At 56.7% G+C, this 24897-nt stretch carries 25 protein-coding genes; 12 read left to right on the forward strand and 13 right to left on the reverse strand.

The genetic code is table 11. From position 1 onward, the window contains the following. Positions 1-28: 28 nt before the first annotated feature. Positions 29-1408, reverse strand: a complete 1380-nt coding sequence (locus OHJ17_RS14580; protein WP_004210729.1) for a purine-cytosine permease family protein — start codon at positions 1406-1408, stop codon at positions 29-31. A 247-nt stretch (positions 1409-1655) separates the two neighbouring features. On the opposite strand from OHJ17_RS14580, the gene OHJ17_RS14585 reads away from it, so the two are divergent. The 7 genes from OHJ17_RS14585 (at position 1656) to osmB (ending at position 8202) form a co-directional block, all read left to right on the forward strand. Further along, positions 1656-2198, forward strand: a complete 543-nt coding sequence (locus tag OHJ17_RS14585) for a HutD/Ves family protein (protein WP_016947419.1) — start codon at positions 1656-1658, stop codon at positions 2196-2198. A 198-nt stretch (positions 2199-2396) separates the two neighbouring features. Beyond that, positions 2397-3185, forward strand: coding sequence for an enoyl-ACP reductase FabI (gene fabI, locus OHJ17_RS14590; RefSeq protein ID WP_004140277.1), 789 nt, complete (start codon positions 2397-2399; stop codon positions 3183-3185). 190 nt (positions 3186-3375) lie between these two features. Further along, positions 3376-4533, forward strand: a complete 1158-nt coding sequence (locus tag OHJ17_RS14595; protein WP_004151905.1) for a CMD domain-containing protein — start codon at positions 3376-3378, stop codon at positions 4531-4533. Positions 4534-4614: 81 nt separating this feature from the next. Continuing rightward, the gene (locus tag OHJ17_RS14600; protein WP_002901787.1) at positions 4615-6549 is read left to right on the forward strand and encodes an exoribonuclease II; all 1935 of its coding nucleotides are present in this window, start codon (positions 4615-4617) and stop codon (positions 6547-6549) included. A gap of 158 nt (positions 6550-6707) precedes the next feature. Continuing rightward, positions 6708-6887, forward strand: coding sequence for a YciZ family protein (locus tag OHJ17_RS14605; RefSeq protein ID WP_002901786.1), 180 nt, complete (start codon positions 6708-6710; stop codon positions 6885-6887). A 71-nt stretch (positions 6888-6958) separates the two neighbouring features. Beyond that, the gene (locus OHJ17_RS14610) at positions 6959-7708 is read left to right on the forward strand and encodes a DNA-binding transcriptional regulator YciT (RefSeq protein WP_002901785.1); all 750 of its coding nucleotides are present in this window, start codon (positions 6959-6961) and stop codon (positions 7706-7708) included. Positions 7709-7983: 275 nt separating this feature from the next. Continuing rightward, the gene (gene osmB / locus OHJ17_RS14615; protein WP_002901783.1) at positions 7984-8202 is read left to right on the forward strand and encodes an osmotically-inducible lipoprotein OsmB; all 219 of its coding nucleotides are present in this window, start codon (positions 7984-7986) and stop codon (positions 8200-8202) included. A 131-nt stretch (positions 8203-8333) separates the two neighbouring features. On the opposite strand, the gene yciH is transcribed toward osmB, so the two are convergent. From yciH to pgpB, 5 genes are all read right to left on the reverse strand, one after another. After that, a complete protein-coding gene (gene yciH / locus OHJ17_RS14620) occupies positions 8334-8660 on the reverse strand; it encodes a stress response translation initiation inhibitor YciH (RefSeq protein ID WP_002901782.1) in 327 nt (108 codons plus the stop codon). Beyond that, on the reverse strand, positions 8660-9397 hold the full coding sequence (gene pyrF / locus OHJ17_RS14625) for an orotidine-5'-phosphate decarboxylase (protein WP_004151907.1): 738 nt from the start codon (positions 9395-9397) through the stop codon (positions 8660-8662). Before pyrF ends, yciH begins: the two co-directional genes overlap by 1 nt. A 191-nt stretch (positions 9398-9588) precedes the next feature. Next, a complete protein-coding gene (gene lapB, locus OHJ17_RS14630; protein WP_002901781.1) occupies positions 9589-10758 on the reverse strand; it encodes a lipopolysaccharide assembly protein LapB in 1170 nt (389 codons plus the stop codon). Positions 10759-10764: 6 nt separating this feature from the next. Further along, positions 10765-11073, reverse strand: a complete 309-nt coding sequence (locus OHJ17_RS14635) for a LapA family protein (RefSeq protein ID WP_002901780.1) — start codon at positions 11071-11073, stop codon at positions 10765-10767. Positions 11074-11208: 135 nt separating this feature from the next. Further along, the gene (gene pgpB / locus OHJ17_RS14640; protein WP_002901779.1) at positions 11209-11976 is read right to left on the reverse strand and encodes a phosphatidylglycerophosphatase B; all 768 of its coding nucleotides are present in this window, start codon (positions 11974-11976) and stop codon (positions 11209-11211) included. A gap of 163 nt (positions 11977-12139) precedes the next feature. Between pgpB and ribA the strand changes: the two genes are divergently transcribed. Continuing rightward, positions 12140-12742, forward strand: a complete 603-nt coding sequence (gene ribA, locus OHJ17_RS14645) for a GTP cyclohydrolase II (RefSeq protein ID WP_002901778.1) — start codon at positions 12140-12142, stop codon at positions 12740-12742. A 46-nt stretch (positions 12743-12788) separates the two neighbouring features. Here the strand turns inward: ribA and acnA are convergent, their stop codons facing one another. From acnA to topA, 4 genes are all read right to left on the reverse strand, one after another. Next, entirely contained in the window at positions 12789-15461 is a 2673-nt protein-coding gene (gene acnA, locus OHJ17_RS14650; protein ID WP_016947418.1) for an aconitate hydratase AcnA, read from the reverse strand. Between the two features lie 388 nt (positions 15462-15849). Next, positions 15850-16017 (reverse strand): YmiA family putative membrane protein, encoded by a 168-nt coding sequence (locus OHJ17_RS14655; protein ID WP_002901776.1) that lies wholly within the window; start codon positions 16015-16017, stop codon positions 15850-15852. Positions 16018-16262: 245 nt separating this feature from the next. Further along, positions 16263-17237 (reverse strand): HTH-type transcriptional regulator CysB, encoded by a 975-nt coding sequence (cysB, locus tag OHJ17_RS14660; protein ID WP_002901772.1) that lies wholly within the window; start codon positions 17235-17237, stop codon positions 16263-16265. A 345-nt stretch (positions 17238-17582) separates the two neighbouring features. Further along, positions 17583-20180, reverse strand: coding sequence for a type I DNA topoisomerase (topA, locus tag OHJ17_RS14665; protein WP_002901763.1), 2598 nt, complete (start codon positions 20178-20180; stop codon positions 17583-17585). A gap of 406 nt (positions 20181-20586) precedes the next feature. Between topA and OHJ17_RS14670 the strand changes: the two genes are divergently transcribed. After that, complete coding sequence (locus OHJ17_RS14670) at positions 20587-20838, forward strand: YciN family protein (RefSeq protein WP_002901761.1); 252 nt, start codon at positions 20587-20589, stop codon at positions 20836-20838. Positions 20839-20885: 47 nt separating this feature from the next. Here OHJ17_RS14670 and sohB read toward each other — a convergent pair whose 3' ends face one another. Together sohB and OHJ17_RS14680 are read right to left on the reverse strand one after the other, a co-directional pair. Continuing rightward, positions 20886-21932: a protease SohB gene (sohB, locus tag OHJ17_RS14675; protein ID WP_002901758.1), complete on the reverse strand. Its 1047-nt coding sequence runs from the start codon at positions 21930-21932 to the stop codon at positions 20886-20888. Positions 21933-21976: 44 nt separating this feature from the next. Then, positions 21977-22192 (reverse strand): hypothetical protein, encoded by a 216-nt coding sequence (locus OHJ17_RS14680; protein WP_004210741.1) that lies wholly within the window; start codon positions 22190-22192, stop codon positions 21977-21979. Between OHJ17_RS14680 and OHJ17_RS14685 the strand changes: the two genes are divergently transcribed. Together OHJ17_RS14685 and cobO are read left to right on the forward strand one after the other, a co-directional pair. Beyond that, on the forward strand, positions 22187-22948 hold the full coding sequence (locus tag OHJ17_RS14685) for a YciK family oxidoreductase (protein ID WP_004196459.1): 762 nt from the start codon (positions 22187-22189) through the stop codon (positions 22946-22948). The genes OHJ17_RS14680 and OHJ17_RS14685 overlap by 6 nt on opposite strands. Further along, positions 22945-23535, forward strand: a complete 591-nt coding sequence (gene cobO / locus OHJ17_RS14690) for a cob(I)yrinic acid a,c-diamide adenosyltransferase (protein WP_002901749.1) — start codon at positions 22945-22947, stop codon at positions 23533-23535. Before OHJ17_RS14685 ends, cobO begins: the two co-directional genes overlap by 4 nt. A gap of 60 nt (positions 23536-23595) precedes the next feature. Here the strand turns inward: cobO and rluB are convergent, their stop codons facing one another. Then, positions 23596-24498, reverse strand: coding sequence for a 23S rRNA pseudouridine(2605) synthase RluB (rluB, locus tag OHJ17_RS14695; protein WP_002901746.1), 903 nt, complete (start codon positions 24496-24498; stop codon positions 23596-23598). Between the two features lie 252 nt (positions 24499-24750). Here rluB and OHJ17_RS14700 point away from each other — a divergent pair, with 252 nt between their 5' ends. After that, a complete protein-coding gene (locus OHJ17_RS14700) occupies positions 24751-24897 on the forward strand; it encodes a hypothetical protein (protein WP_162823327.1) in 147 nt (48 codons plus the stop codon).

Raw genomic sequence — 24897 nt, forward strand, 5'->3', positions numbered from 1 at the left:
GGGGCGGCCCTCACGCCGCCCTTGTCATTCAGGTAGAAGGGAAAAGACTCTGCGCCGGCAGCGACCGGCGGTCAAAGCGGCGCAGCGCGTAGTAAAGAACCCCGGTGCCAAACCAACCTATTATCCATGAGACATCGTTACCGGCGAAGATCCACGTGAGCGAACCATGGAACAACGGGTTCTCAATGAACGGCAACTGGATAAGCACACCGACGATATACAGGGTGATCGCGTACAGGTTCCAGAACCCGTAGCGTTGCTGCGGGTCGCTTAGCGCCGGAATATCGATGGCGCCCTTCGAGATAAGATAATAATCCGTCAGACAGATGGCGCTCCACGGCACGAAGAACGCCAGCAGAAACAGAAGAAAATGCGTGAAATGCTTTAAGAAAGCGGGTTCGCTAAGCAACGCGATAATGCAGGAAGCCGTCACCATCAGCACCACGAATGCAATGCGACACTTTTGCGACAGCACGGTTTGCCGGCGGAAGGCGGAAACAATGGTGGTCAGCGACATAAAGCTGCCGTACGCATTGAGGGTAGTGAAGGTAATTTTACCAAAACAGATGGCGAAATAGATAACCAAGGCCATCGCCTGACTCTTACCTAATCCCACCAGATAGCTCACCTCGTGACCAGGGAACGCGCTGCCGGCAATGGCCGCTGTCAGAACCCCGAGCGTCATCGACGTTTGGGTACCCAATACGGTGCCGAAAAACACTGAGCACCACGTTTTCGTGGCGGAAACATCGCGTGGCAGGTAGCGCGAATAGTCGGATACATAGGGGCAAAAAGCGATCTGCCACGATGAGGAGAGCGATACGGCTAATAAAAACGTCGGCAGCGAAAAATGGTTATTGTGCGCGAGCGCACTGAGATCGGCCGAAAGTAGCAGCGTGATGAACATATAAACGAAGGCGAGAATTCCGACGATACTCGCCAGTTTGCCCAGCTTGTGGATCACCTTATAACCGAGGACCGCGATAACGATAATAATCGCACTGAATATCAGCATCCCGGCTACGTGGCTGATATTCAGTAGTTTAGCCATTGCCTGCCCGGCCAATACGGTGCCGCTGGCAGAAAAACCGATATACATGACGCAAACCAGCACCAGCGGCACCACCGCGCCAAAAACCCCAAACTGGGCGCGGCTAAGGATCATTTGCGGAAGTCCCAGTCGCGGTCCCTGCAGCGCATGCAGAGACATCACCGCCGCCCCCAGCATCTGACCGACCAGCAGCCCGACCAGCGACCACACTACATCGCCGCCCAGCACAACGGCTAAAGCGCCAGTGACAATCGCCGTAATTTGCAGATTGCCGCCAAACCAAAGGGTGAACTGGCTAAAAGGGTGTCCATGCCGTTCGCTTTCCGGGATGTAATCAATCGACCGCCTTTCACTCATTCCAGCATAATTGCTCTTTGACTGCCCGTCTGTAGACGAAAACGAAGACATAGGTTCCTCACTCAAGTTATTAATATCACCTCACTCAATCGTTCTTGTATATACAAGCATTGACAACACACCGCCTTGCATGCACTCTCATTTTGTGACGAATATGTAAAATATTTGTATTGCAGAAAGTTACTAAACTAGCTCAAGGCGGTGCTTATTGTTGACGCCGGAAGCGATTAACTAAGGTATGCTGCCCATGATGGTCCCTTTTCAACTTTCGACGCTCCCCGTCACGCCGTGGAAAAACGGCGCCGGAGAGACGCGCGAAATCATCTGCGTACCCGCTCCAGATGCCCCTTTTCTCTGGCGAGCGAGTATTGCCACCCTGCAGGCGGATGGCCCTTTCTCCCCCTTTCCTGGCGTCGACCGGGTCATTACTCTGCTGGCGGGGCAGCCGCTACGGCTGTGTGGCGAGAATATCGACCAACCGCTGGCGCTCTGGCAGCCGTGGGCTTTCCCCGGCGAATGGGCGCTGTCCAGCGTCGGGATCGTTGCGCCAGGGCTGGACTTCAATATCATGACTCAGCGCGGGCGCGCGTCGGCGACAGTTCAGGTCGTTAGCGACCTGCAATGCCCTGCCAGCGAGGGGGTCGCTTATGTTCTACAAGGCGAGTGGGATCTGGCCGGGCGACGCTGCGCGGCCGGCAGCGGCCTCTGCTGGCGCGGTGGATCCCCGCGGAATCTGCGTCCCGTGGGCAGCAATGGACGCCTGCTGCTGGCGGAGATCGCGCTCAAATAATCGTCAGGAGAGATGATATACTGCAGCTATCGCGATGTACTTTTGCCCCGCGCGGCGCGGACCGGCTGAAAAATATCGTGACACAAGGGGTCGTCAGTGGGATATAATTCCCGGCTAAATTTGAGTTATTTTGAAATAACAATATTAACGTTATGATTGTTAAAGTAAAAATAAGCAATAACGATAAGGATTAAAGCTATGGGTTTTCTTTCCGGTAAGCGCATTTTGATCACTGGCGTCGCCAGCAAACTGTCCATCGCCTACGGCATCGCGCAGGCAATGCACCGCGAAGGCGCGGAACTGGCATTCACCTATCAGAATGAGAAACTGAAAGGTCGCGTAGAAGAGTTTGCTGCCGCGCTGGGTTCTGACATTGTGCTGCCGTGCGACGTTGCTGAAGATGAGAGCATCACCGCGCTGTTCACCGAGCTGGAAAAAGTCTGGCCAAAATTCGATGGTTTCGTCCACTCAATCGGTTTTGCCCCGGCTGACCAGTTAGACGGCGACTACGTTGACGTTGTCACTCGCGACGGCTTTAAAATCGCGCACGACATCAGCGCTTACAGCTTCGTGGCAATGGCCAAAGCCTGCCGCGGCATGCTGAACCCGGGTTCGGCTCTGCTGACGCTCTCCTACCTGGGCGCAGAGCGCGCGATCCCGAACTATAACGTGATGGGTCTGGCCAAAGCCTCTCTGGAAGCTAACGTCCGCTATATGGCTAACGCCATGGGTCCGGAAGGCGTTCGCGTCAATGCCATCTCTGCCGGTCCTATCCGTACGCTGGCCGCGTCCGGTATTAAAGATTTCCGTAAAATGCTGGCGCACTGCGAAGCGGTCACCCCGATCCGTCGCACCGTCACCATTGAAGATGTGGGTAACAGCGCAGCCTTCCTGTGCTCCAACCTGTCTGCGGGGATCTCCGGTGAAGTCGTTCACGTTGACGGCGGGTTCAATATCGCCGCCATGAACGAGCTGGAACTGAAATAAGTTCCTTCCCCTCCTCGCCCCGGTGAGGAGGGTTCTTCCCTCCCCCACGCCTTACACCCCACCTGTTATTCCAATCGGCTATTTGTTAGCACGTATCAATATTTTCTCCTGCTTCCGGGTTACGCCAGGATAGTTCTGCATAAACGATCCGCGGAACGGCGGTTCGCCACATACCGAACAAGGAAAGCCCATGGAGCCACGCCGCGTGAATGGCAAAAATCACTGGTATCACGAAACCCAGTCAACAATCTGCCCGGTGGATGTCCTGCCGCTCGTCCCTGAAGCCGCCCATGTTGAAGACCGCTTTTTGCTGGACCTGACGCTGCCGGCCGCCTGGCTACGTGCCCACGCTGACTGGCTACACCCCGCACGCCAGCTGGCCGAACTGCTATTTCCCGACCAGGTGGCGGTGAGCCGCCTGCAGACCTTTACCGCTTACGATCGACTCAGCACCGCGCTCACCGTCGCCCAGGTCTACGGCGTCCAGCGGCTGTGTAACCACTACGCCGCCCGCCTTGCTCCCCTGCCAGGCCCCGACTCCTCGCGCGAGAGCAACCGTCGTCTGGCGCAAATCACGCAATATGCTCGTCAGCTTGCCGGTTCGCCCTCGGTTATTAACGCTCTCTCCCGTAGCCAGCTGGACGAAGTGGGCTTAACCAGTCGGGACATTATTCTGTTCAACCAGATTATCGGATTCGTCGGCTTCCAGGCGCGGGCGATTGCCGTCCTGCAGGCGGCCCAGGGCTTTCCGGTGCGCTGGATCCCCGGTATGCCCCAGCAAGAGGAGGCACCCGCGGAACTGTTCGCCCCGCCGCCGGGAGCATGGCAGGCAGACATTGCGGATCCCGACCTGCAGTATGCCGATGATGAGCGTCAGCGGCGCATCGCCGGCTGGCAGTCGCTGCCCGGTCTGGGCGAGCTGGCGCCGCTGCTGGCCTGCGACCCACAGTTATTCGCGCCTCTGGAGACCTTGATCCGCCAGCTCAGCACGGATGATACCTTTGGCCCGCAGGTCGCCTTACTCACGGCGCGCACCAATGGCAGCCCCACCTGTTTTGACGCCTGGCTCCCCCACTGGCAGGGTGAAGAGGAGTTCGCCAGCCATCTGCGGGAGGGCGACCAGGCCCTCCATCACTGGCTCCAGCAGCATCCTCAGGCCCGGTCTCTCGTGACCGCGGTGCAGCTGTTAACCCGCTCGCCTGACCGGTTTAGCGCCGCCCAGTTAACGCCCCTCGCGGAATATCGACTCTCTGAGCAACAAGCAATCGATCTGTTGATCTGGAGCGGGCTGTGCGGATGGATGAATCGTCTGAAAATCGCCCTCGGCAATGTGCGTCAGCAGACGTAAATTGCTGAAACAGCGCTTGCTGCGGCAGGCATATTCGCGTAAAAATGTCAGCCGCTCTTTTAGCCACGAAAATACCTAATTATGTTTCAGGATAACCCGCTGCTAGCGCAGCTTAAACAGCAACTGCATTCCCAGACGCCGCGCGCGGAAGGGGTCGTTAAGGGCACGGAAAAGGGCTTTGGCTTCCTAGAAGTGGACGCTCAGAAGAGCTACTTCATTCCGCCGCCGCAGATGAAAAAAGTGATGCATGGCGACCGTATCGTCGCGGTGATCCATTCTGAAAAAGAACGCGAAAGCGCCGAGCCGGAATCGCTGGTTGAGCCCTTCCTGACTCGTTTTGTCGGTAAAGTCCAGAAGAAAGACGATCGCCTCGCTATCGTTCCTGACCATCCGCTGCTGAAAGACGCCATTCCCTGCCGCGCCGCCCGCGGCGTTGAACACGATTTTAAACAGGGTGACTGGGCCGTCGCCGAGATGCGCCGTCATCCATTAAAAGGCGACCGCGGGTTTTACGCGGAGTTGACCCAGTTCATCACTTTTAGCGACGATCACTTCGTCCCATGGTGGGTAACCCTGGCGCGCCATAATCTTGAGAAAGAGGCACCGGACGGCGTCGCCACCGAGATGCTCGACGAGGGGCTGACGCGCCGCGACCTAACCGCCCTCGACTTCGTCACCATTGACAGCGCCAGCACCGAAGATATGGACGATGCGTTGTATGCCGAATCCACTGCTGATGGCAAACTGCTGCTGACGGTCGCCATTGCCGACCCGACCGCCTGGATTGCCGAAGGCAGCAAGCTGGATAACGCCGCAAAAGTGCGCGCCTTTACCAACTATCTGCCGGGCTTCAACATTCCAATGCTGCCGCGCGAGCTGTCGGACGACCTCTGCTCCCTGCGCGCTAACGAAGTGCGCCCGGTGCTGGCCTGCCGGATGACCCTGGCGGCCGATGGCACCATCGAAGACAATATCGAGTTCTTTGCCGCCACCATCGAATCGAAAGCCAAGCTGGCCTATGACGACGTCTCTGACTGGCTGGAAGGCCGCGGCAGCTGGCAGCCGGACAGCGAGGCGATCGCGCAGCAAATTACGCTGCTGAAGGACGTGTGCCAGCGTCGTAGCGAATGGCGTCAGACCCATGCGCTGGTGTTCAAAGACCGTCCGGACTACCGTTTTGTTCTCGGCGAAAAAGGCGAAGTGCTGGATATCGTCGCGGAACCGCGTCGCATTGCCAACCGCATTGTCGAAGAGTCGATGATCGCCGCCAACATCTGTGCCGCCCGCGTTCTGCGCGACAAGCTCGGCTTCGGCGTTTATAACGTTCATACCGGTTTCGATCCGGCGAACACCGAGCAGTTGGCCGCCCTGCTGAAAACCCATGATGTGCACGTCGACCCGACGGAAGTGCTCACCCTGGAAGGGTTCTGCAAGCTGCGCCGGGAACTTGACGCTCAGCCGACCGGTTTCCTCGACAGCCGCATTCGCCGCTTCCAGTCGTTTGCGGAAATCAGCACCGAGCCGGGCCCACACTTTGGTCTTGGGCTTGAAGCCTATGCCACCTGGACCTCGCCGATCCGTAAGTATGGCGACATGATCAACCACCGTCTGCTGAAAGCCATCATTAAAGGCGAGACCATTGCGCGTCCCCAGGATGAAGCCACCGTGCAGATGGCGGAGCGCCGTCGTCTCAACCGGATGGCCGAGCGCGACGTCGCCGACTGGCTGTACGCCCGTTTCCTCAACGATAAAGCCGGGACCGATACCCGCTTCGCGGCGGAGATCATCGACGTCAGCCGCGGCGGGATGCGCGTGCGTCTGGTGGACAATGGCGCGGTCGCCTTTATTCCGGCCCCGTTCCTCCACGCCGTGCGCGACGAACTGGTGTGCAGCCAGGAGAACGGTACCGTGCAGATCAAAGGTGAAGTAGTCTATAAAGTGACTGACGTTATCGATGTCACTATCGCTGAAGTTCGCATGGAAACCCGCAGCATTATTGCGCGTCCGGCGGTCTGACGCCCCTTCACAGCGGTTCCTGCGGGAACCGCTGCTTCTTTCCTCTCTATCCAGCCATTTCCGTCGCACCGATTAAGGTTGTGCGTTTTTTTCGCTTCTCTTTTTCATTCATTTTTAGCATCATTGATTTCATTCGTTTTTGTTACCAGGATAATGCCATGTCAGATGTGAATGCCCACCTGCTCGCTCAACGTATCGATACCGTGCTGGATATTCTGGTTGCCGGTGATTACCATTCTGCGATCCATAATCTGGAGATCCTCAAAGCGGAGCTGCTGGCGCTGGCGGCGGACGATGCTGAACAACAAAACCAACCCAAGGCGCCCTGGGAAATCTGAATATCAGCCATGCCGCAGCCGGCCATATGGACCGGTTGCTCGCCATATAGCCCCCTAACAGTGATGTTGCTATGAACGCCCGACAACAAAGTATTTTGCAAGTGGTCATCGATAAAGGCCGCATGAGCGTCGCCGATCTGGCGAAGATGACCGGTGTCTCTGAGGTTACTATTCGTCAGGATTTGAATTTGCTGGAAAAGCAGAGCTATTTGCGTCGTACTCATGGCTATGCCGTACCGCTGGACAGCGAAGATGTCGAAACCCGCATGATGACCCATTTCGCCATTAAGCGTGAGCTGGCCAGCCGGGCTGCGGCGCTAGTGAATACCGGTGAAACGGTATTTATCGAAAACGGCAGCAGCAATGCCCTGCTGGCGCGTACGCTGGCCGAGCGCGGCGATATCACCATCATTACCGTCAGCAGCTATATCGCCCATCTGCTGAAAGAGACCCCAGGAGAGGTGATCCTGCTGGGCGGAATTTATCAGAAACGCAGTGAGAGTATGGTCGGTCCGCTAACCCGTCAGTTCATCCAGCAGGTGCATTTCAGCAAAGCCTTCATCGGGATCGACGGTTGGCAGGCGGAAACCGGCTTTACCGGCCGCGATATGATGCGTGCGGACGTGGTGAACGCCGTGCTGGAGAAGCATTGTGAGGCAATTATTCTTAGCGACAGTTCAAAATTCAGCGCGGTACATCCCTATCCGCTCGGTCCCGCCGGCCGCTTTAATCGCGTTATTACCGACGATCGCTTACCGGACGCCTGTCGCGAACAATTGCTCCGCAGCGGCCTGACCGTCGATATCGTGCCCTACATCTGATCCTCCGCCGCCCCATCTCCTGCCAAAGCGCCGGAAGGGGCGCTTTATCGCTCTGAGAGTATTCCGAGCCGCTAATTAAGACTTTTTACCTGACGATAAATTTTAAAAAAAGTAAAATTATTATTAGCGATATAACAGGAAGTGACTATCACCTGCGTGATTTTCGTGACACCTGCGCACCTTAACTTCATGGAATTGCCCTAAAGCTGCTTTATCAGGCTATGCTTAAAGGAGCGCTGTAATCCATGAATAGATTATTCAGGAGAAAAAAAATGATGACTTCAACGAGCAAAAAAATGGCTGCTGTCGTTCTGGCTGTCACTGTAGCAATGTCTCTGAGCGCTTGCTCTAACATGTCTAAACGCGATCGTAACACGGCTATCGGTGCTGGCGCCGGCGCTATCGGTGGTGCGGTGTTAACTGACGGTAGCGCGCTCGGTACCCTGGGTGGCGCAGCAGTCGGTGGTATTATTGGTCACCAGGTCGGCAAATAATTTAATTATCTGACGAAATAAAAGAATAATTCACACGAATTGACTTACGCACGTTAAATCATTCAAGGCCGCGGCATTTACCGCGGCCTTGTTATTTCAACCAGACCATTGGAGCAGAGGGAAAATAGCGATCAGCCACCGGCTAACTTGACCTTCATCCCTTTCGCCTCAAGCAGCGACTTGAGTAAATCCCGCTTATCGCCCTGGATCTCGATCACGCCATCTTTCACCGCGCCGCCGCAGCCGCACTTTTTTTTCAACTCTGCCGCCAGAGCGGTTAGCGCAGCATCATCGGCATCAATCCCGCTAATCAGACAGACGCCTTTGCCCTTGCGGCCGCTGGTCTGGCGCTGGATCCGCACAATGCCGTCGCCTTTCGGGCGCACCGGCGCCGGTTTCGCCTCGTCGATACGCCCGGTTTCGGTGGAGTAGACCAGACGGCTGTTGGAATCGCTCATTATGCCCCCTTGCGCAGAGAATCGTTGATCGCCCGCAGCGTCGCGGCTGGATCCGCCGACTGAGTAACCGGGCGACCAATCACCATATAGTCTACCCCAGCTTCCTGAGCCTGCTCAGGAGTCATAATTCGCCGCTGATCGCCAGCGTCGCTGCCCTGCGGACGAATCCCCGGGGTCACCAGCTTAAACGCCTGCCCCAGCTCATGCTTAAAGCGCACCGCCTCCTGGGCTGAACACACCACCCCATCAAGGCCGCAGCGTTGGGTCAGCGCCGCCAGCTTCGCCGCGTAGTCAGCCGGAGATAAGGTAATGCCCAGATCCTGTAGATCGCTGGACTCCATGCTGGTGAGCACCGTGACAGCGATCAGCAGCGGCGCATCTTTGCCAAAAGGCAGCAGCGCTTCGCGCGCGGCGGTCATCATTCGCGCGCCGCCGGAAGCATGGACATTCACCATCCATACGCCCAGCTCAGCCGCTGCGGCCACCGCGCGGGCGGTGGTGTTGGGAATATCGTGAAACTTAAGGTCCAGGAACACCTCAAACCCACGCTGATGCAGATCGCGGACAAACTGCGGGCCCAGCAGGGTGAACATCTCTTTGCCCACCTTCAGGCGGCAGTCGCGCGGGTCGATGCGGTCGACAAATGCCAGCGCTTTATCGCGATTATCATAGTCGAGCGCAACCACAACGGGAGAGGATGTGACAGCGCGGGAAGATGGGATAGCTGTAGACGTCATGACCAGACCTTAGTGTTGATGGGCGCCGGGGTGGCGCAAAAAAGGTAAACGGGCAGCATTCTACCTGTGAAGCGAACAAAATAACAGACTGCCGTACCTGCCCTGACCGGACGATGGCGCTGCCGGGGCCGCGCCTGGAGAGGAGTGAAGCGATAAGTATGTTGTAACTAACGGAGGGCTTTTTTTTGGCTTTACTGGCCGTCGAGACCGCGAATAGGTTTAATGGTCGCCCACGAGCGGCAGGACGGACAATGCCAGTAAAGTGTATGAGCGGTAAACCCGCATTTCTGGCAGCGATAGCGTGGTTTGCTGCGCACCTGCTCACCAACCATGTTTCGCAGCACTCCAAGGCTTTCTTTCGCCCGCCCTTCTTCCGCTTCGTTGAGATGGTAGTCCATCAGCTTATGGAAGACGCGCATGGTCGGGTGGCGTTCCAGCTGCCGGGTGACGTAGTTTTGCGCCGCTTCGACGCCTTCCCGTTGCTCGAGGATCTGCGCCAGCATCAGTTCGGCGGTCGCCCCGGCGTTCTCCTCCACGCAGCGGCGCAGAAAAACTTCCCATTCATCGGTTTTGCCGAGCTGCTGGTAGCAGGTCTGCAGCATCTCCAGCGTTTCACCCACCAGCTCTTTATCCTGATCGATAACCCGCTCGAGGCTCTCCACCGCTTTGGCGTAGTCGCCCTTTTCCATCCACACCCGGCCCATCATGATCGATACCCGGGCGCTGGTGCGGTCCGCGGCGGCGCCTTTTCTCAACAACGCCATCGCTTTATCCAGATCGTTGGCTGCCATCTGCTGCAGGGCCAGTTCGCACCAGAAGTTGGCGATTTCGCCACGATGTTTCTCTTTTCCCAGCTTCACCAGCCGTTCAGCCACTTCAATAGCCGACTGCCAGTCGCTGGTCGCCTGGTAAATCTGCAGCAGTTGCTGCAGCGCGCCGAGGCGGAAATCGGTCTCGTCCACCAGCTGTTTGAACATGTCTTCCGCGCGGTCATACAGTCCGGCGGCCATATAATCCCGTCCCAGCTGCTGCACCGCTAACAGGCGCTGATCGTAGGTTAACGACGCGCTTTCCATCAGGCTCTGGTGAATTCGGATCGCGCGGTCGACCTCGCCGCGCGAACGGAACAAATTACCGAGCGTCAGGTGCGCCTCAACGGTACCGGTATCCTCTTTCAGCATATCAAGGAACAGGTCGACGGCTTTATCCTGCTGGTTGCTGAGCAGGAAGTTAACCCCCGCCACGTAATCTCGCGACAGGCGGCTCGCATCGTCCTGTTTGGACTGTTGTGCACTTCTGCGCCCCATGTACCAGCCGTAAGCGGCGGCAACGGGTAAAAGCAGAAACAACAACTCCAGCATAAGAGGTTATTCCTTCACCGCAGGCACGCCTGCGTCGACAGCCGCCGGGCTGACGGGGGCAATCTGATGCTCAAGACGCTTAATTTTCCGCTCCGCGCGCGCCAGTGAGACACGCACCCGCAGCCAGAACAGGCCGCAGATCAGCCAGCCAATGGCAAAGCCCGCGGCAAACAGCACCGCCAGCAGCGTCGATATGCGGAATTCACCCTGAGCGAGTAAATAGTTGAAAGTGACCTGTTGGTCATTCTGCGCCCCCAGCGTCACTGAAATGACGAAGATTGCTAACACCAGTAAGAAAATGAGTAAATATTTCACATGACTTCCCGTTATGTGGGTTGCGCGAAAAAAGCCCGCTTTCAGCCCTATAAAGTATCATTTTCGCCGCAGCGGTGGAATGAAAAAGCATGGCAACTCTTCAGGATATGCGGTCGGATGCCGCTAAAATCAACATTATTCCGCTTCAGGCATCCGTTTTTTAATATCCTGCGCCTCTTCTCCGGGCGGCGAGAGCGGCCCACAAAGGCGCTGCGTCAGCCAGCAGGCCACCGTGACCAGCAGCCAGGAGATCAGCGTGGCGACGATGAGATCCAGCGGCCAGTGCATGCCCAGCGCCAGGCGACTGCCCATCACCGCCGTCGCCCACACCAGCAGCACCGCGATTGTGCCCCAGCGGCGACGCGGCCACAGCAGCCCCGCAGCGAGTAACGCCCAGCTGGCGGCAAACATGGTGTGACCTGACGGGAAAGCAAACCCCGTCTCCTTCTGCCAGTGTTTGCGTAAAAATGACGGAATGTCCTGCGCCTGCGCCAGCTGTTCATGCACCAGTTTAGCGCGTTCTTTACGCTTTAACGCGTAGAATTGCGTCACCGGCACCTGCCTTGTGTTTTCCAGCCAGATGACGAACGGTCTCGGCTCCTGGACCCGCGCCTTGACCCAGGATTTCGCCCCCTGTCCCGCCAGGATAGCGGCGGCAAGGATAAGGAACAGGATCAACGCCGCGCGCAGGCGAAAGCGCAGACACCAGAGGAACCAGCCGCAAAGCACGACATGAGTGATAATTCCCCACGGCTGGGTCACCGTTTCCGTCACCCACCACAGGCTTTTCAACATGGCAACCGGCAGTCCAGGCTGCCACAGCCACCCGGAAAGCCAGACCGTGAGGGGCATAACCAGCAGCAGCGCCGCCGCGAGAGCAGTTCGTCGGGCTATCAACAGCATTTTCTCTCCTTCTCCTTGTAGATGAACATCATAGCGGAAAGTAGATCGTTTGTGCGCTTTCCACACGGCTAACCGTTCGCGATTAGGAGAACGTCCAGGCGTTGTGGCAAAATAGTGGGAAACAGAAAGCACAGTCAGGTGCTGACAGAATCTGGAGAATCACATGCAGCTTAAACGTGTGGCAGAAGCCAAACTGCCAACCCCCTGGGGCGATTTCCTGATGGTGGGTTTTGAAGAACTGGCAACCGGACAGGATCATGTCGCGCTGGTGTATGGCGATATATCAGGGCAGTCGCCGGTCCTCGCCCGCGTACATTCAGAGTGTTTGACGGGCGATGCCCTGTTTAGCCTGCGCTGTGATTGCGGCTTTCAACTGGAGGCGGCTCTGTCGCATATCGCTGAAGAAGGTCGGGGGATCCTGCTGTATCACCGCCAGGAAGGACGCAACATTGGTTTATTGAATAAGATCCGCGCCTACGCGCTGCAGGATCAGGGCTACGACACTGTCGAAGCGAACCATCAGCTTGGCTTCGCCGCCGATGAGCGCGATTTCACCTTGTGCGCCGACATGTTCAAATTGCTCAACGTTGAGCAGGTGCGGTTATTAACCAATAACCCGAAAAAAGTGGAAATTCTTACCGAAGCCGGGATCAACATTGTGGAGCGGGTGCCGCTGATCGTCGGGCGTAACCCGAAAAACGCTCACTATCTGGACACCAAAGCCGCCAAGATGGGCCATCTGCTGAACAGCAAGCCGACGGAATAAACCGGTGGAATAACCGAAAAAGGGCCAGCGATGCTGGCCCTTTGTTTCACAGCATATTACGAATAACGTAGTGCAGGATGCCGTCGTTGCGGTAGTAGGTGAGTTCGGTCGCCGTGTCGATACGGCACCGACAAGGGATCGCTTCCTGCGAGCCGTCAGCGCGAGTCAGGGTCACCGGCACCGTAGCGCCAGGCTGAAGCGACTGCAGATTGCTGATATCAATCCGCTCTTCTCCGGTCAACCGCAGCGTTTTGCGGGTGACGCCCTGCGGGAACTCCAGCGGCAAAATGCCCATTCCGATCAGGTTGGAACGGTGGATACGCTCGAAGGACTCGGCGATCACTACCCGAATCCCCAGCAGGCGCGGCCCCTTCGCCGCCCAGTCACGGCTGGAACCTGATCCATACTCCTTACCGGCAATCACCGCCAGCGGTGTGCCCTCAGCCTTGTACAGCATCGCCGCATCGTAGATCGCCATCGGTTCAGGATCCGGCAGATGGCGGGTCATGCCCCCTTCCACCCCTGGGACCATTTCGTTACGGATGCGGATATTGGCGAAGGTGCCACGCATCATCACCTCATGGTTACCGCGACGGGAACCATAGGAGTTAAAGTCGCGCCGGGCAACCCCATGCTCCTGCAGATAGCGGCCTGCCGGACTATCGGCTTTGATGCTCCCCGCCGGCGAAATGTGGTCCGTGGTGACTGAGTCGCCCAGCATGGCGAGGATCCGCGCGCCGCGAATATCCTCTACCGGCAGCGGCTCGGCGCCCATCTCGTCAAAGAACGGCGACAAGCGAATATAGGTCGAGTCCTCCTGCCAGTCGTAGGTATCTGACGCCTCCACCTTGATCGCCTTCCACTCCTCAGTGCCGGAAAACACTTCCGCGTACTCTTTGCGGAACATCTCGGTGGAGACCTGTTCCACCGCGCGGGCAATCTCCTCCCCGCTCGGCCAGATATCTTTCAGATAGACCGGCTCGCCATTCTTGCCCTGTCCCAACGGCTCGCGGGTGAGGTCGATATTCATGTTCCCCGCCAGCGCATAGGCGACCACCAACGGCGGCGAGGCCAGCCAGTTGGTTTTCACCAGCGGATGAATACGCCCTTCGAAGTTACGGTTACCGGAGAGCACTGCCCCGACGGTCAGATCGCCTTTTTTGATCGCTTCTTCGATAGGTTCAGGCAATGGACCGGAGTTACCGATACAGGTGGTGCAACCATATCCCACCAGATTGAAGCCGAGCTGGTCGAGGTAAGGCGTCAGGCCGGCATGGGCCAGATAATCCGACACCACTTTCGAGCCTGGGGCCAGGGAAGCTTTCACCCACGGCTGCGGCTGCAGGCCGCGTTCGACGGCTTTTTTCGCCAGCAGACCGGCGGCCATCAACACGCTGGGGTTAGAGGTATTGGTGCAGGAGGTAATCGCTGCAATAGCCACCGCGCCATCCGGTAGCGAATAGTGATGCCCGTTCAGCGTATAGTCAACCGGCTGACGCTGACGCTGAAGGTGGTTAACCTCCAGCTCGCCGCTGGCGGCGAAGGCTTTCGGAACATCGCCCAGCGCCACGCGATCCTGCGGTCGCTTCGGCCCGGCGAGGCTCGCTTCGACGCTGCTCATATCCAGCGCCAGGGTACTGGTAAAGACCGGCTCATCGCCAGGCTGGCGCCACATGCCCTGGGCTTTAGCGTAGGCTTCCACCAGCGCGACCTGTTCTTCGCTACGGCCGCTGAGACGCATATAGCTGAGCGTTACGTCATCGATAGGGAAAAAGCCACAGGTGGCGCCATACTCCGGCGCCATATTGGCGATGGTCGCCCTGTCGGCAAGGGGTAAGGTATCCAGGCCGTCACCGTAGAATTCAACAAACTTGCCGACGACGCCATGCTGACGCAGCATTTGGGTAACCGTCAGTACCAGGTCAGTGGCGGTGATGCCTTCGCGCAGTTTGCCGCTGAGCTTAAAGCCCACAACATCGGGGATCAGCATTGACACCGGCTGGCCCAGCATAGCGGCTTCCGCTTCAATCCCGCCCACACCCCAGCCCAGCACGCCAAGACCATTAATCATGGTGGTATGGGAGTCGGTGCCCACCAGCGTATCCGGCCACGCCATCCACTGGCCGTGAACCTCCTCGCTCCAAACCGCCCGGCCAAGGTATTCCAGGTTCACCTGGTGGCAAATACCGGTGCCCGGCGGCACCACGCTGAAGCGGCTGAAGGCCTGCTGCCCCCAGCGCAGAAAAGCGTAGCGTTCGTGGTTCCGCTCCATTTCCAGGCGGACGTTGTCTTCGAAGGCCTCATCGTCGCCGAAGCGGTCAACGGTCACCGAGTGGTCGATCACCAGGTCAACCGGCGATAGCGGATTAACCTTCGCCGTATCGCCGCCAAGGCGTTTCACCGCCTCGCGCATGGCGGCCAGATCCACTACCGCCGGCACGCCGGTAAAGTCCTGCATCAGGACGCGTGCCGGACGGTAGGCGATTTCCCGGTCGGCATGGGCCTGTTGCAGCCAGCCGGCCAGGGCGCGAATATCTTCTTCAGTTACCGAGTCACCGTCCTGCCAGCGCAGCAGGTTCTCCATCAGCACCTTCAGCGACTTGGGCAGTCGACTGATCTCGCCCAGCTGCTTCTCCGCCAACGGCAGACTGTAGTAATGCCAGGTTTTATCGTTGACCTGCAGCGTGTCCTTACTGGCTTCTCGTAGGGTTGACGACATAGCTCCTCCTTTATCTCAGGGATGGCATACCCTGATTCTCCTCAGGGTCTCCATTAAAGATAACACATACTGAGCATAACACTTTGATAACAACCCAAATTGCTAAATACGGCGAGACAGAGAGAGAGGAAACGGGAATTATCCGAGAGCAGGCGAAATAGCACCAAAATAGTGCAAAGAGGGCGTATGCCGATATTGTATTAGTACACGAGGACAAAAAAAGAGCTAATCGGCCAGCGGGCAGTGATTAGCTCTGGTGAGTGATTTCAGGTTGGATGAATCCAGCGGCAAAATATATTCTCCCTGTATTGCCGGTCACTGATTTTATATTACAGTTTCCTTTCACTGTCATAAAAATGACATGTATCTACAACGATGACCTACAGCTTTAGCTGACAATCCAGATGTTGCAGATGGTGAGCGCGATGATGCTCCAGAACATCGCCAACCCTACCAACACTACGCCCCATACGCGACTACGCAGAACGGGATCGATTTCGGTTTTGTCATTCTCGTATGACATCGCCAGTTTCATGTAATCGATATTACTTATCATATTGTCACCACCAATTGCTCAAATCATCAGGTACAGATAAATCTTAATTATGGATAAAAGATTAATCCAGTGAATTTAGGCCTGATGGAATATATTTAACCGGTTATTTGATCGCGGCGGGCATAATGAAAAACGTGTTGCCAAAAATTATTAATTTTGTGATTGGTTCGAGGTTTAAGTTGTTAAATACAGTCCATCATAGTTAATGGCACTCCTCGCAGGGAGTGCCATTATTATTTTCAGGGTTATTTTTCCGGAAGTTTTATATCTTTGAACATCGCTTCAATATCTTCATTCGAGCGTAAAGCCACCGCGGTATCTACCACGTCCCTGGTCAAATGGGGAGCAAAACGTTGAATAAAATCATACATGTAGCTTCGTAAGAAGGTGCTACGGCGGAAACCTATCTTAGTGGTGCTGTGGCTGAAAATACCGTTCGCATCCAGCTTCACCAGATCCGGGTCAGAGACCGGATCCACCGCCATGCTGGCGATTACCCCTACCCCCAGCCCCAGGCGAACATAGGTTTTGATGACGTCGGCATCGGTGGCGGTAAAAACAATGCGCGGCGTCAGGCCCGCACGGTTAAACGCGGTATCCAGTTCGGAGCGGCCGGTAAAACCAAAGGTATAGGTTACCAATGGATACTGGGCCAGTTCCTCTATGGACACCGAGCCCTTGGTGGCCAGAGGATGCTCGGGGGTCACTACAATCGACCGGTTCCAGTGATAGCATGGCAGCATCACCAGATCGTCATACAGATGCAGCGCCTCGGTGGCGATGGCGAAATCGGCATTGCCTTTCGACACAGCCTCCGCGATCTGAGTCGGCGAGCCCTGATGCATATGCAGCGACACCCGCGGGTAGCGTTCAATAAACCCCTTGATCACTCCCGGTAACGCATAGCGCGCCTGGGTATGGGTGGTGGCGACGTAAAGAGACCCTTTGTCAGGCCAGGTATGCTCTCCGGCGACAGATTTGATGGCATCGACTTTCGACAGCACTTCGCGGGCGATGCGGATGATCTCCTGCCCGGCCGGCGTCACCTGGGTTAAGTGTTTACCGCTGCGGGCAAAGATCTGAATGCCCAGCTCATCCTCCAGCATGCGGACCTGCTTACTGATACCCGGCTGGGAGGTATAGAGCCCTTCGGCGGTGGATGAAACATTCAGGTTATGGTTAACCACCTCAACGATGTAGCGAAGCTGTTGTAGTTTCATGGCTGATATCCGTTTGCGCGTAAAATGAAGCCGCTTAATACACTTTACGTTCAGGCAACTTGTCGCCGATGAAGGCCCTGGGCTCCCGGCAGTTGGCCATAGTGGCGCCGCAATGCATCCTGAAAGCGATGATGTATAAGACGTTTTAATAATAAAAAAGGCATTAACTATAACCACTATATCATTTATATCAACACTGTATAGACGCTAACGAAAAATAATATAGGTGGTTATAAGGGGAGGAAATTAACGCAAAGAGGGGAAGACGACACGGCAGAGAAATGCACTCTCTCTGCCGGTCGCCTGAGCAGGAAAAGCGCGCTTTTCCTGCCCGAACGAACGCCATTACTTTTTGGCTTCCGTCCACTTACCGTCGATAAAGAAAGCTGACCAGCCGGTCGCTTTGCCCTCTTTTTCAGACGCCACGTACTGCTGCTTGGTTTTACGGCTAAAGCGTACCAGCGTTTTATTGCCTTCCGGATCCTGCTGCGGCGCATCGGCGAGATAACGCAGTTTTTCCGGCAGACGATCGCGGAAGCGGTACAGCTCCTCCACCAGCGGCGCACGCGTTTCCCGTGATTTCGGGAAGGTGTTGGCCGCCAGGAAGACGCCCGCCGCCCCGTCGCGCAGCACAAAGTAGGCGTCAGACTTCTCACACGGCAGCTCCGGCAGCGGCACCGGATCTTCCTTCGGCGGAGCCACTTCGCCATTGCGCAGGATCTTACGCGTGTTCTTACACTCGTCGTTGGTACAGGCCATGTACTTACCGAAACGCCCCATTTTCAGGTGCATTTCAGACCCGCACTTCTCGCACTCCACCACCGGGCCGTCATAGCCCTTGATGCGGAATTCGCCCTCTTCAATCTCGTAGCCGTCGCAGGTCGGGTTATTACCACAGACGTGCAGCTTACGCTTAGGATCGATAAGGTAGCTGTCCATCGCCGTCCCACACTTCTGGCAGCGACGTTTGGCGCGCAGCGCGTTGGTTTCCGCGTCATCGCCTTCCAGCACGTTGAGGACTTCGTTCTCCGGCACCAGGTTGATGGTGGTTTTGCACCGCTCTTTCGGCGGCAAGGCATAGCCCGAACAGCCGAGGAAAACGCCGGTGCTGGCGGTACGGATCCCCATTTTACGGCCGCAGGTCGGGCAGTCGATGCTGGTGAGCACCATCGGGTTCGGCTGCATGCCGCCCTCTTCCGGATCTTTCTCTGCCGTCGCCAGCTGGGTGGTAAAATCGCCGAAGAAGTGGTTCAGCACCTCTTTCCACTCGGCCTGGTGGTTCGCAACCTGGTCGAGGCGATCCTCCATCTGCGCGGTAAAATCGTAGTTCATCAGATCGCGGAAGTTTTCTTCCAGCCGGTCGGTAACGATCTCGCCCATTTTTTCGGCGTAAAAACGACGATTTTCCACCCGCACGTAGCCGCGATCCTGAATGGTCGAAATGATCGACGCGTAGGTCGACGGACGGCCAATCCCGCGTTTTTCCAGCTCTTTCACCAGCGAGGCCTCGCTGAAACGCGCCGGCGGCTTGGTAAAGTGCTGCGCAGGCGTCAGCTCCACCAGGCTCAGGCGGTCGCCCTGTTTGACCAGCGGCAGCGTCCGGTCTTCATCGCCCTTGCGCAGCGCCGGCATGACTTTTGTCCAGCCGTCGAAACGTAAAGTGCGACCGCGCGCTTTCAGTTTGAAATCACCCGCAGCCACGGTCAGCGTGGTGGAGTCGTACTGCGCCGGCGTCATCTGACAGGCGACAAACTGGCGCCAGATCAGCTGATAAAGCTTCTGCGCATCCGCTTCCATATCTTTCAGCGTTTCCGCCAGCACGTTCACATCAGACGGACGAATCGCTTCGTGCGCTTCCTGCGAGTTTTCTTTGCTGGCGTACTGGTTCGCGCTATCCGGCAGATATTTTTTGCCAAATTTGTCGCTGATGTAGCCGCGAACCATGTTCAGCGCGTCCTGACTCAGGTTGGTGGAGTCGGTACGCATATAGGTGATGTGCCCTGCCTCATAGAGTCGCTGAGCCATCATCATGGTCTTTTTCACGCCGAAGCCCAGACGGGTGCTGGCCGCCTGCTGCAGGGTGGAGGTGATGAACGGCGCGCCCGGCTTGCTGCTGGTCGGCTTATCTTCACGCTCCAGTACGCTGTAGCTGGCTTTTTCCAGCAGCGATACCGCCGCCATGGTCTCATCGCGGCTGACCGGACGGAACGGCTTATCGTCCTTATGGGTCACCTGCAGCGGCAGGGCGTCACCTCCCGGCGTGGTGGTGCTGGCGTCGACTTCCCAGTACTCTTCCGGGACGAACGCTTTAATTTCACGTTCACGCTCCACCACCAGGCGGACCGCGACGGACTGCACGCGCCCGGCAGAAAGACCACGGGCGATTTTTTTCCACAGCAGCGGCGAAACCATATAGCCCACCACGCGGTCCATAAAACGACGCGCCTGCTGGGCGTTAACCCGATCGATATTCAGTTCGCCCGGCTTTTCAAAGGCCTGACGAATAGCGTTTTTGGTGATCTCATTGAACACCACGCGGCTGTAACGCTGTTCATCGCCGCCGATGACTTCCCGCAGGTGCCAGGCAATGGCTTCCCCTTCGCGGTCAAGGTCGGTTGCGAGATAGATGTGGTCAGCTTTTTCCGCCAACTGTTTGAGTTCTGAAACTACCTTTTCTTTACCCGGAAGTACTTCATAGTGCGCATTCCAGTCATGCCATGGGTCCACGCCCATACGGTTAACCAGAGCACTACGTTCGTCCTTTTTAGGCTTTTTAGCCCCTTTGGTGGCGGTAGAGTCGGCGCTCTTTTTGGAAGCTGATCCACTGGTCGGCAAATCGCGGATATGACCGACGCTGGATTTCACCACGTAGTCATTACCCAGATACTTATTGATCGTTTTGGCTTTTGCCGGGGACTCAACGATAACGAGAGCTTTACCCATATTCACCTTTACCTAATTTGATTCATCCAGGAATACATCGCACATTCATACACCCTCCACTGGCGACTGCCTCATATGTTGCGGCACCGTCGGTGAATATCAACCCTGAACACCCGTTTCATCTCCGTAAAACCAGGCGCTTGAGTTTGCTGACTTTTTCTCGTCAGGTGACATAGCACGAAGAATTTTTGGCCGAATGTCAAGCAAATCTGTTGCCAGATCGCCGAAAGCGTCACACTGTACCTGATAAAATTCGTTACGCAACTTTATTAGCATGCAAAAGCAAATCCCGCCAGTAAACGGCTGTTTCTCCACTGGTTACCATTACCCCTGATTTATGCATGGAAAATTTGCCCCACGCCGCCGCGCGGCGTAAACTACGCGCGGAGAAAAAGAGGAGTCCGTTATGCAAGGTACAACCCAACCAATTGATCGCCAGACGCTGCTCGAAAAAGCCAACAAACTTATTCGCGAACATGAGGATACGTTAGCCGGTATCGAAGCCACCGACGTCGTTCAGCGCAACAATGTCCTGGTGTTTAGCGGTGAGTTTTACCTTGATGAGCAGGGACTACCGACGCCGAAGAGTACAGCGGTATTTAACATGTTTAAGTATCTTGCTCACGAACTGTCGGACAAGTACCACCTGGTCGATTAAGACCAGTGAAAACAATAACGCGAGGCCCAGGCCTCGCGTTATGTTATTTACATCAGCGGTTTCTGACCGCGCTGCCACCAGCGCAGCAGAAGCCGATCGGCGCTCTCCGCCGCGCTACCGGTAAAGCGGTCGAGCATCTTCTTACGCTGTTGATAACGCACCCCGATCACCTCGTGGCTCTCCATCAGCCCCAGCAGCAGCTCATCGCTGGTTTCAACCGCATCCACCAGACCTTTTTCCAGCGCCTGCACCCCGTACCAGTGTTCGCCGGTGGCCACCTGCTCAATATCAAGTCCCGGACGCATCCGGTGGACGAAATCCTTGAACAAATGATGTGTCTCATTGAGATCCTCGCGGAACTTGCGCCGCCCTTCCTCGGTATTTTCGCCCAGCATGGTGAGCGTTCGTTTGTACTGCCCGGCGGTGTGCAGTTCGATATCGATATCTTTATTCTTCAGGAAGCGGTGCAGGTTCGGGATCTGCGCCACCACACCAATAGAGCCGAGGATCGCAAACGGCGCCGAGACAATTTTGTTCGCCACGCAGGCCATCATATAGCCGCCGCTGGCCGCCACTTTGTCGACCGCCACCGTCAGCGGGATCTGCTTGTCGCGCAAGCGCTGCAGCTGAGAGGCGGCCAGACCGTAGCCGTGCACCACCCCGCCGGGGCTTTCCAGGCGAATCACCACCTGATCGCGCGCTTTCGCCGCCGCCAGTACCGCGGTGATCTCTTCCCGCAGGCTATTGACCTCATGGGCATCCATACTGCCTTTGAAATCCAGCACCCAGGCGCGCGGCTTGCCTTCCGGCTCGGCATTACCCAGCTTCGCCCGCGCTTTGGCCGCCTTCGCCTCTTGTTTTTGCTTTTTCTTCTGCGCCTTATGCCACTGCTTCTGCTGCGGGCCGTCCAGCAGCGCCACCGCCAGCGATTCCTTCATCTCTTTATAATGCTCGCTAAGATTGGTCACCCGCAGCTCGCCGCGCTGCTTCTTGCGCTGAGCGAGGTTGACGATAATAGCGGCAATCACCGCGATGGCGACGACAACCGTCGCGATCTTGGCTAAAAATAAGCCGTACTGAGCAAGTAATTCCACGTTTTCACCTTGTGTAAAGCACTGACGTTGCTGCACAGTGTACCTCAGCCGCTGGCGAGAAGTCTTTGTGCTTTGTGTTCTCTGCGCAGCGGATTCTGTTTTTTTTCGCGCGGCTGAAATCGTTGCAAGATATTAATTTTGTGAATACTTTCCGCTTCGCCGATTGCAATGGCGGGCGCTTTCAGGCATAACAGCGCAAAAGTGAGATACCAAAGATGAAGCGCGATCGGGAACCGATCGCCCAAGGAGTTGCCGTGCATTATCAACCACAACGTCACTTGCTGAAAGATCGCATCATCCTGGTCACCGGGGCCAGCGACGGGATTGGTCGTGAAGCGGCCCTGACCTACGCGCGCTATAGCGCCAGCGTTATCCTGCTGGGTCGCAACGACGACAAACTGCGCACCGTCGCCCAGGAGATTGAGCGTGAGGGTGGTATTCCCCCTCGCTGGTTTACCCTCGACCTGCTCACCTGTACGCCCCAGGCGTGCCAGCAGCTGGCGCAGCAGATCAGCATGCACTATCCCCGCCTTGACGGCGTGCTGCATAACGCCGGCCTGCTCGGCGACATCTGCCCAATGGAAGAGCAGAAGCCGGAGGTCTGGCAGCAGGTGATGCAGGTGAACGTTAATGGCACCTTTATGCTGACCCAGGCGCTTCTTCCTTTATTACTCCGTTCGGAATCGGGCTCGCTGGTCTTCACCTCATCCAGCGTCGGTCGTCAGGGCCGCGCCAACTGGGGCGCCTATGCCGTTTCCAAATTCGCCACCGAAGGGATGATGCAGGTGCTGGCCGACGAGTATCAAAGCCGCCACCTGCGGGTAAACTGTATCAACCCCGGCGGCACTCGCACCGGAATGCGCGCCAGCGCGTTCCCGACGGAAGATCCGCTGAAACTGAAAACCCCCGCTGACATTATGCCCGTCTATCTGTGGCTGATGGGTGACGACAGTCGTCGCAAGACGGGAATGACCTTCGACGCCCAACCGGGACGTAAACCAGGAATTGCCCAATGAGTGATGAACGCTACCGCGAACGCCAGCAGCGGCTGAAAGATAAAGTTGACGCCCGGGTGGCGGCGGCCCAGGACGAGCGCGGCATTGTGATGGTCTTTACCGGCAACGGCAAAGGCAAAACCACCGCCGCCTTTGGCACCGCGACCCGCGCCGTCGGCCATGGCAAAAAAGTCGGCGTGATCCAGTTTATCAAGGGGACCTGGCCTAACGGCGAGCGTAATCTGCTGGAGCCTCACGGCGTCGAATTTCAGGTGATGGCCACCGGCTTCACCTGGAACACCCAGGATCGCGACAGCGACACCGCCGCCTGCCTGGCGGTCTGGGAGCATGCCCGCCGTATGCTCGCTGACGACCAGCTCGATCTGGTGCTGCTGGACGAGCTGACCTACATGGTGGCGTATGATTACCTGCCGCTGGAGTCGGTGCTGAGCGCCCTGCGTGAGCGCCCTGCCCATCAGTCGGTGATCATCACCGGCCGCGGCTGTCATCGCGATATTATTGAACTGGCCGATACCGTCAGCGAACTGCGTCCGGTCAAGCATGCATTTGATGCCGGGATTAAAGCGCAGATGGGGATAGACTACTGAGGGCCTGATAGCGCGGAAGGAAGTAAGCGTTCCGGCGGCAAGTCACCGGAACGCATAACATTAACCGTTAGTCTTATTGCGAGTACTGGAACGACGGTTGCTGTTGTTACCCTGGCGCGGATTAGCGCTGGTCTGGCTGTGACGCTTCACCGCCCGACGGATCTGATTGGCTTTCAACCGCCGACGGTCTTTCTCGACGGCAACCTTAGAGCTGGTTTCCGGCGTGAGCTCCACCAGCTCGCGCAGGTAGTTGGTCTGCGCCAGGTCCAGCTCGGTATAGCCGCCGCGCGGCAGGCCTTTCGGCAGCAGAATATCGCCGTAGCGCACGCGGATCAGACGGCTGACCTGCACGCCGACCGCTTCCCACAGGCGACGCACTTCGCGGTTACGCCCTTCGGTCAGGGTAACGTTATACCACTGGTTAATCCCTTCGCCGCCGGTGAATTTGATGGTTTTAAACGCTGCCGGACCATCTTCTAACTGTACGCCGCGCGACAGCTGGCGCAGCTTATCATCATCCACCTGGCCGAAAACGCGAACGGCGTACTCACGCTCGACTTCACGGCTCGGGTGCATCAGGCGGTTGGCCAGTTCGCCATCGGTGGTGAACAGCAGCAGGCCGCAGGTATTCACGTCCAGACGACCAACGGCAATCCAGCGGGCGCCGCGCAGTTTAGGCAGACGATCAAATACCGTCGGGCGTCCTTCCGGATCGTTACGGGTGCACAGCTCGCCTTCCGGCTTATAGTAAGCCAGCACGCGGCAGATCTGCTCGGCAGACTCTTTCACCGAGATCAGATGACCATCGATACGAATTTTTAAACCAGGGACAATTTCCACACGATCGCCGAGGGTGGCGATTTTGCCGTCGACGCTGACGCGGCCAGCTTCGATTTTCGCTTCAATTTCACGGCGGGAGCCGTGGCCGGCGCGGGCCAGCACTTTTTGCAGTTTCTCGCTCATTGAGCTTCCTTAAGGTGTCGCCTTCCCAGGCGTCTGGTATGCTTTCAAAAACAACGAGTTAGCCTAAAACTCAACTTAACTCACTGATCTGTAAATATTTCATGGCACACAGCATGGCAAACAACGTACCACACAAGCTGTCACACAATGATTCGTGGGCGCACATACTACACGAATTTTAGACTAAATGATTCAACAAGTTTTGTGCGCTTGAGTCTCGGTACTGATAGCCGAAAGCAAGCGGAAGTGATCATGAATCAGATCCGCCCTTTCATACCCCTTGTACAGAATGGAACGATGAGCCTCGAAGAGTTCAAACACAAAATTCAGGGTTACCGCGCCGCCACTAAGCAGGACTTTGATGAATATCTTTTGAATTGGCTTAAAGGTGGCCTTTAA

Source organism: Klebsiella sp. KP20-425-1 (genome assembly GCF_025813515.1).
In the GTDB taxonomy this organism is placed as follows: Bacteria; Pseudomonadota; Gammaproteobacteria; order Enterobacterales; family Enterobacteriaceae; genus Klebsiella; species Klebsiella pneumoniae.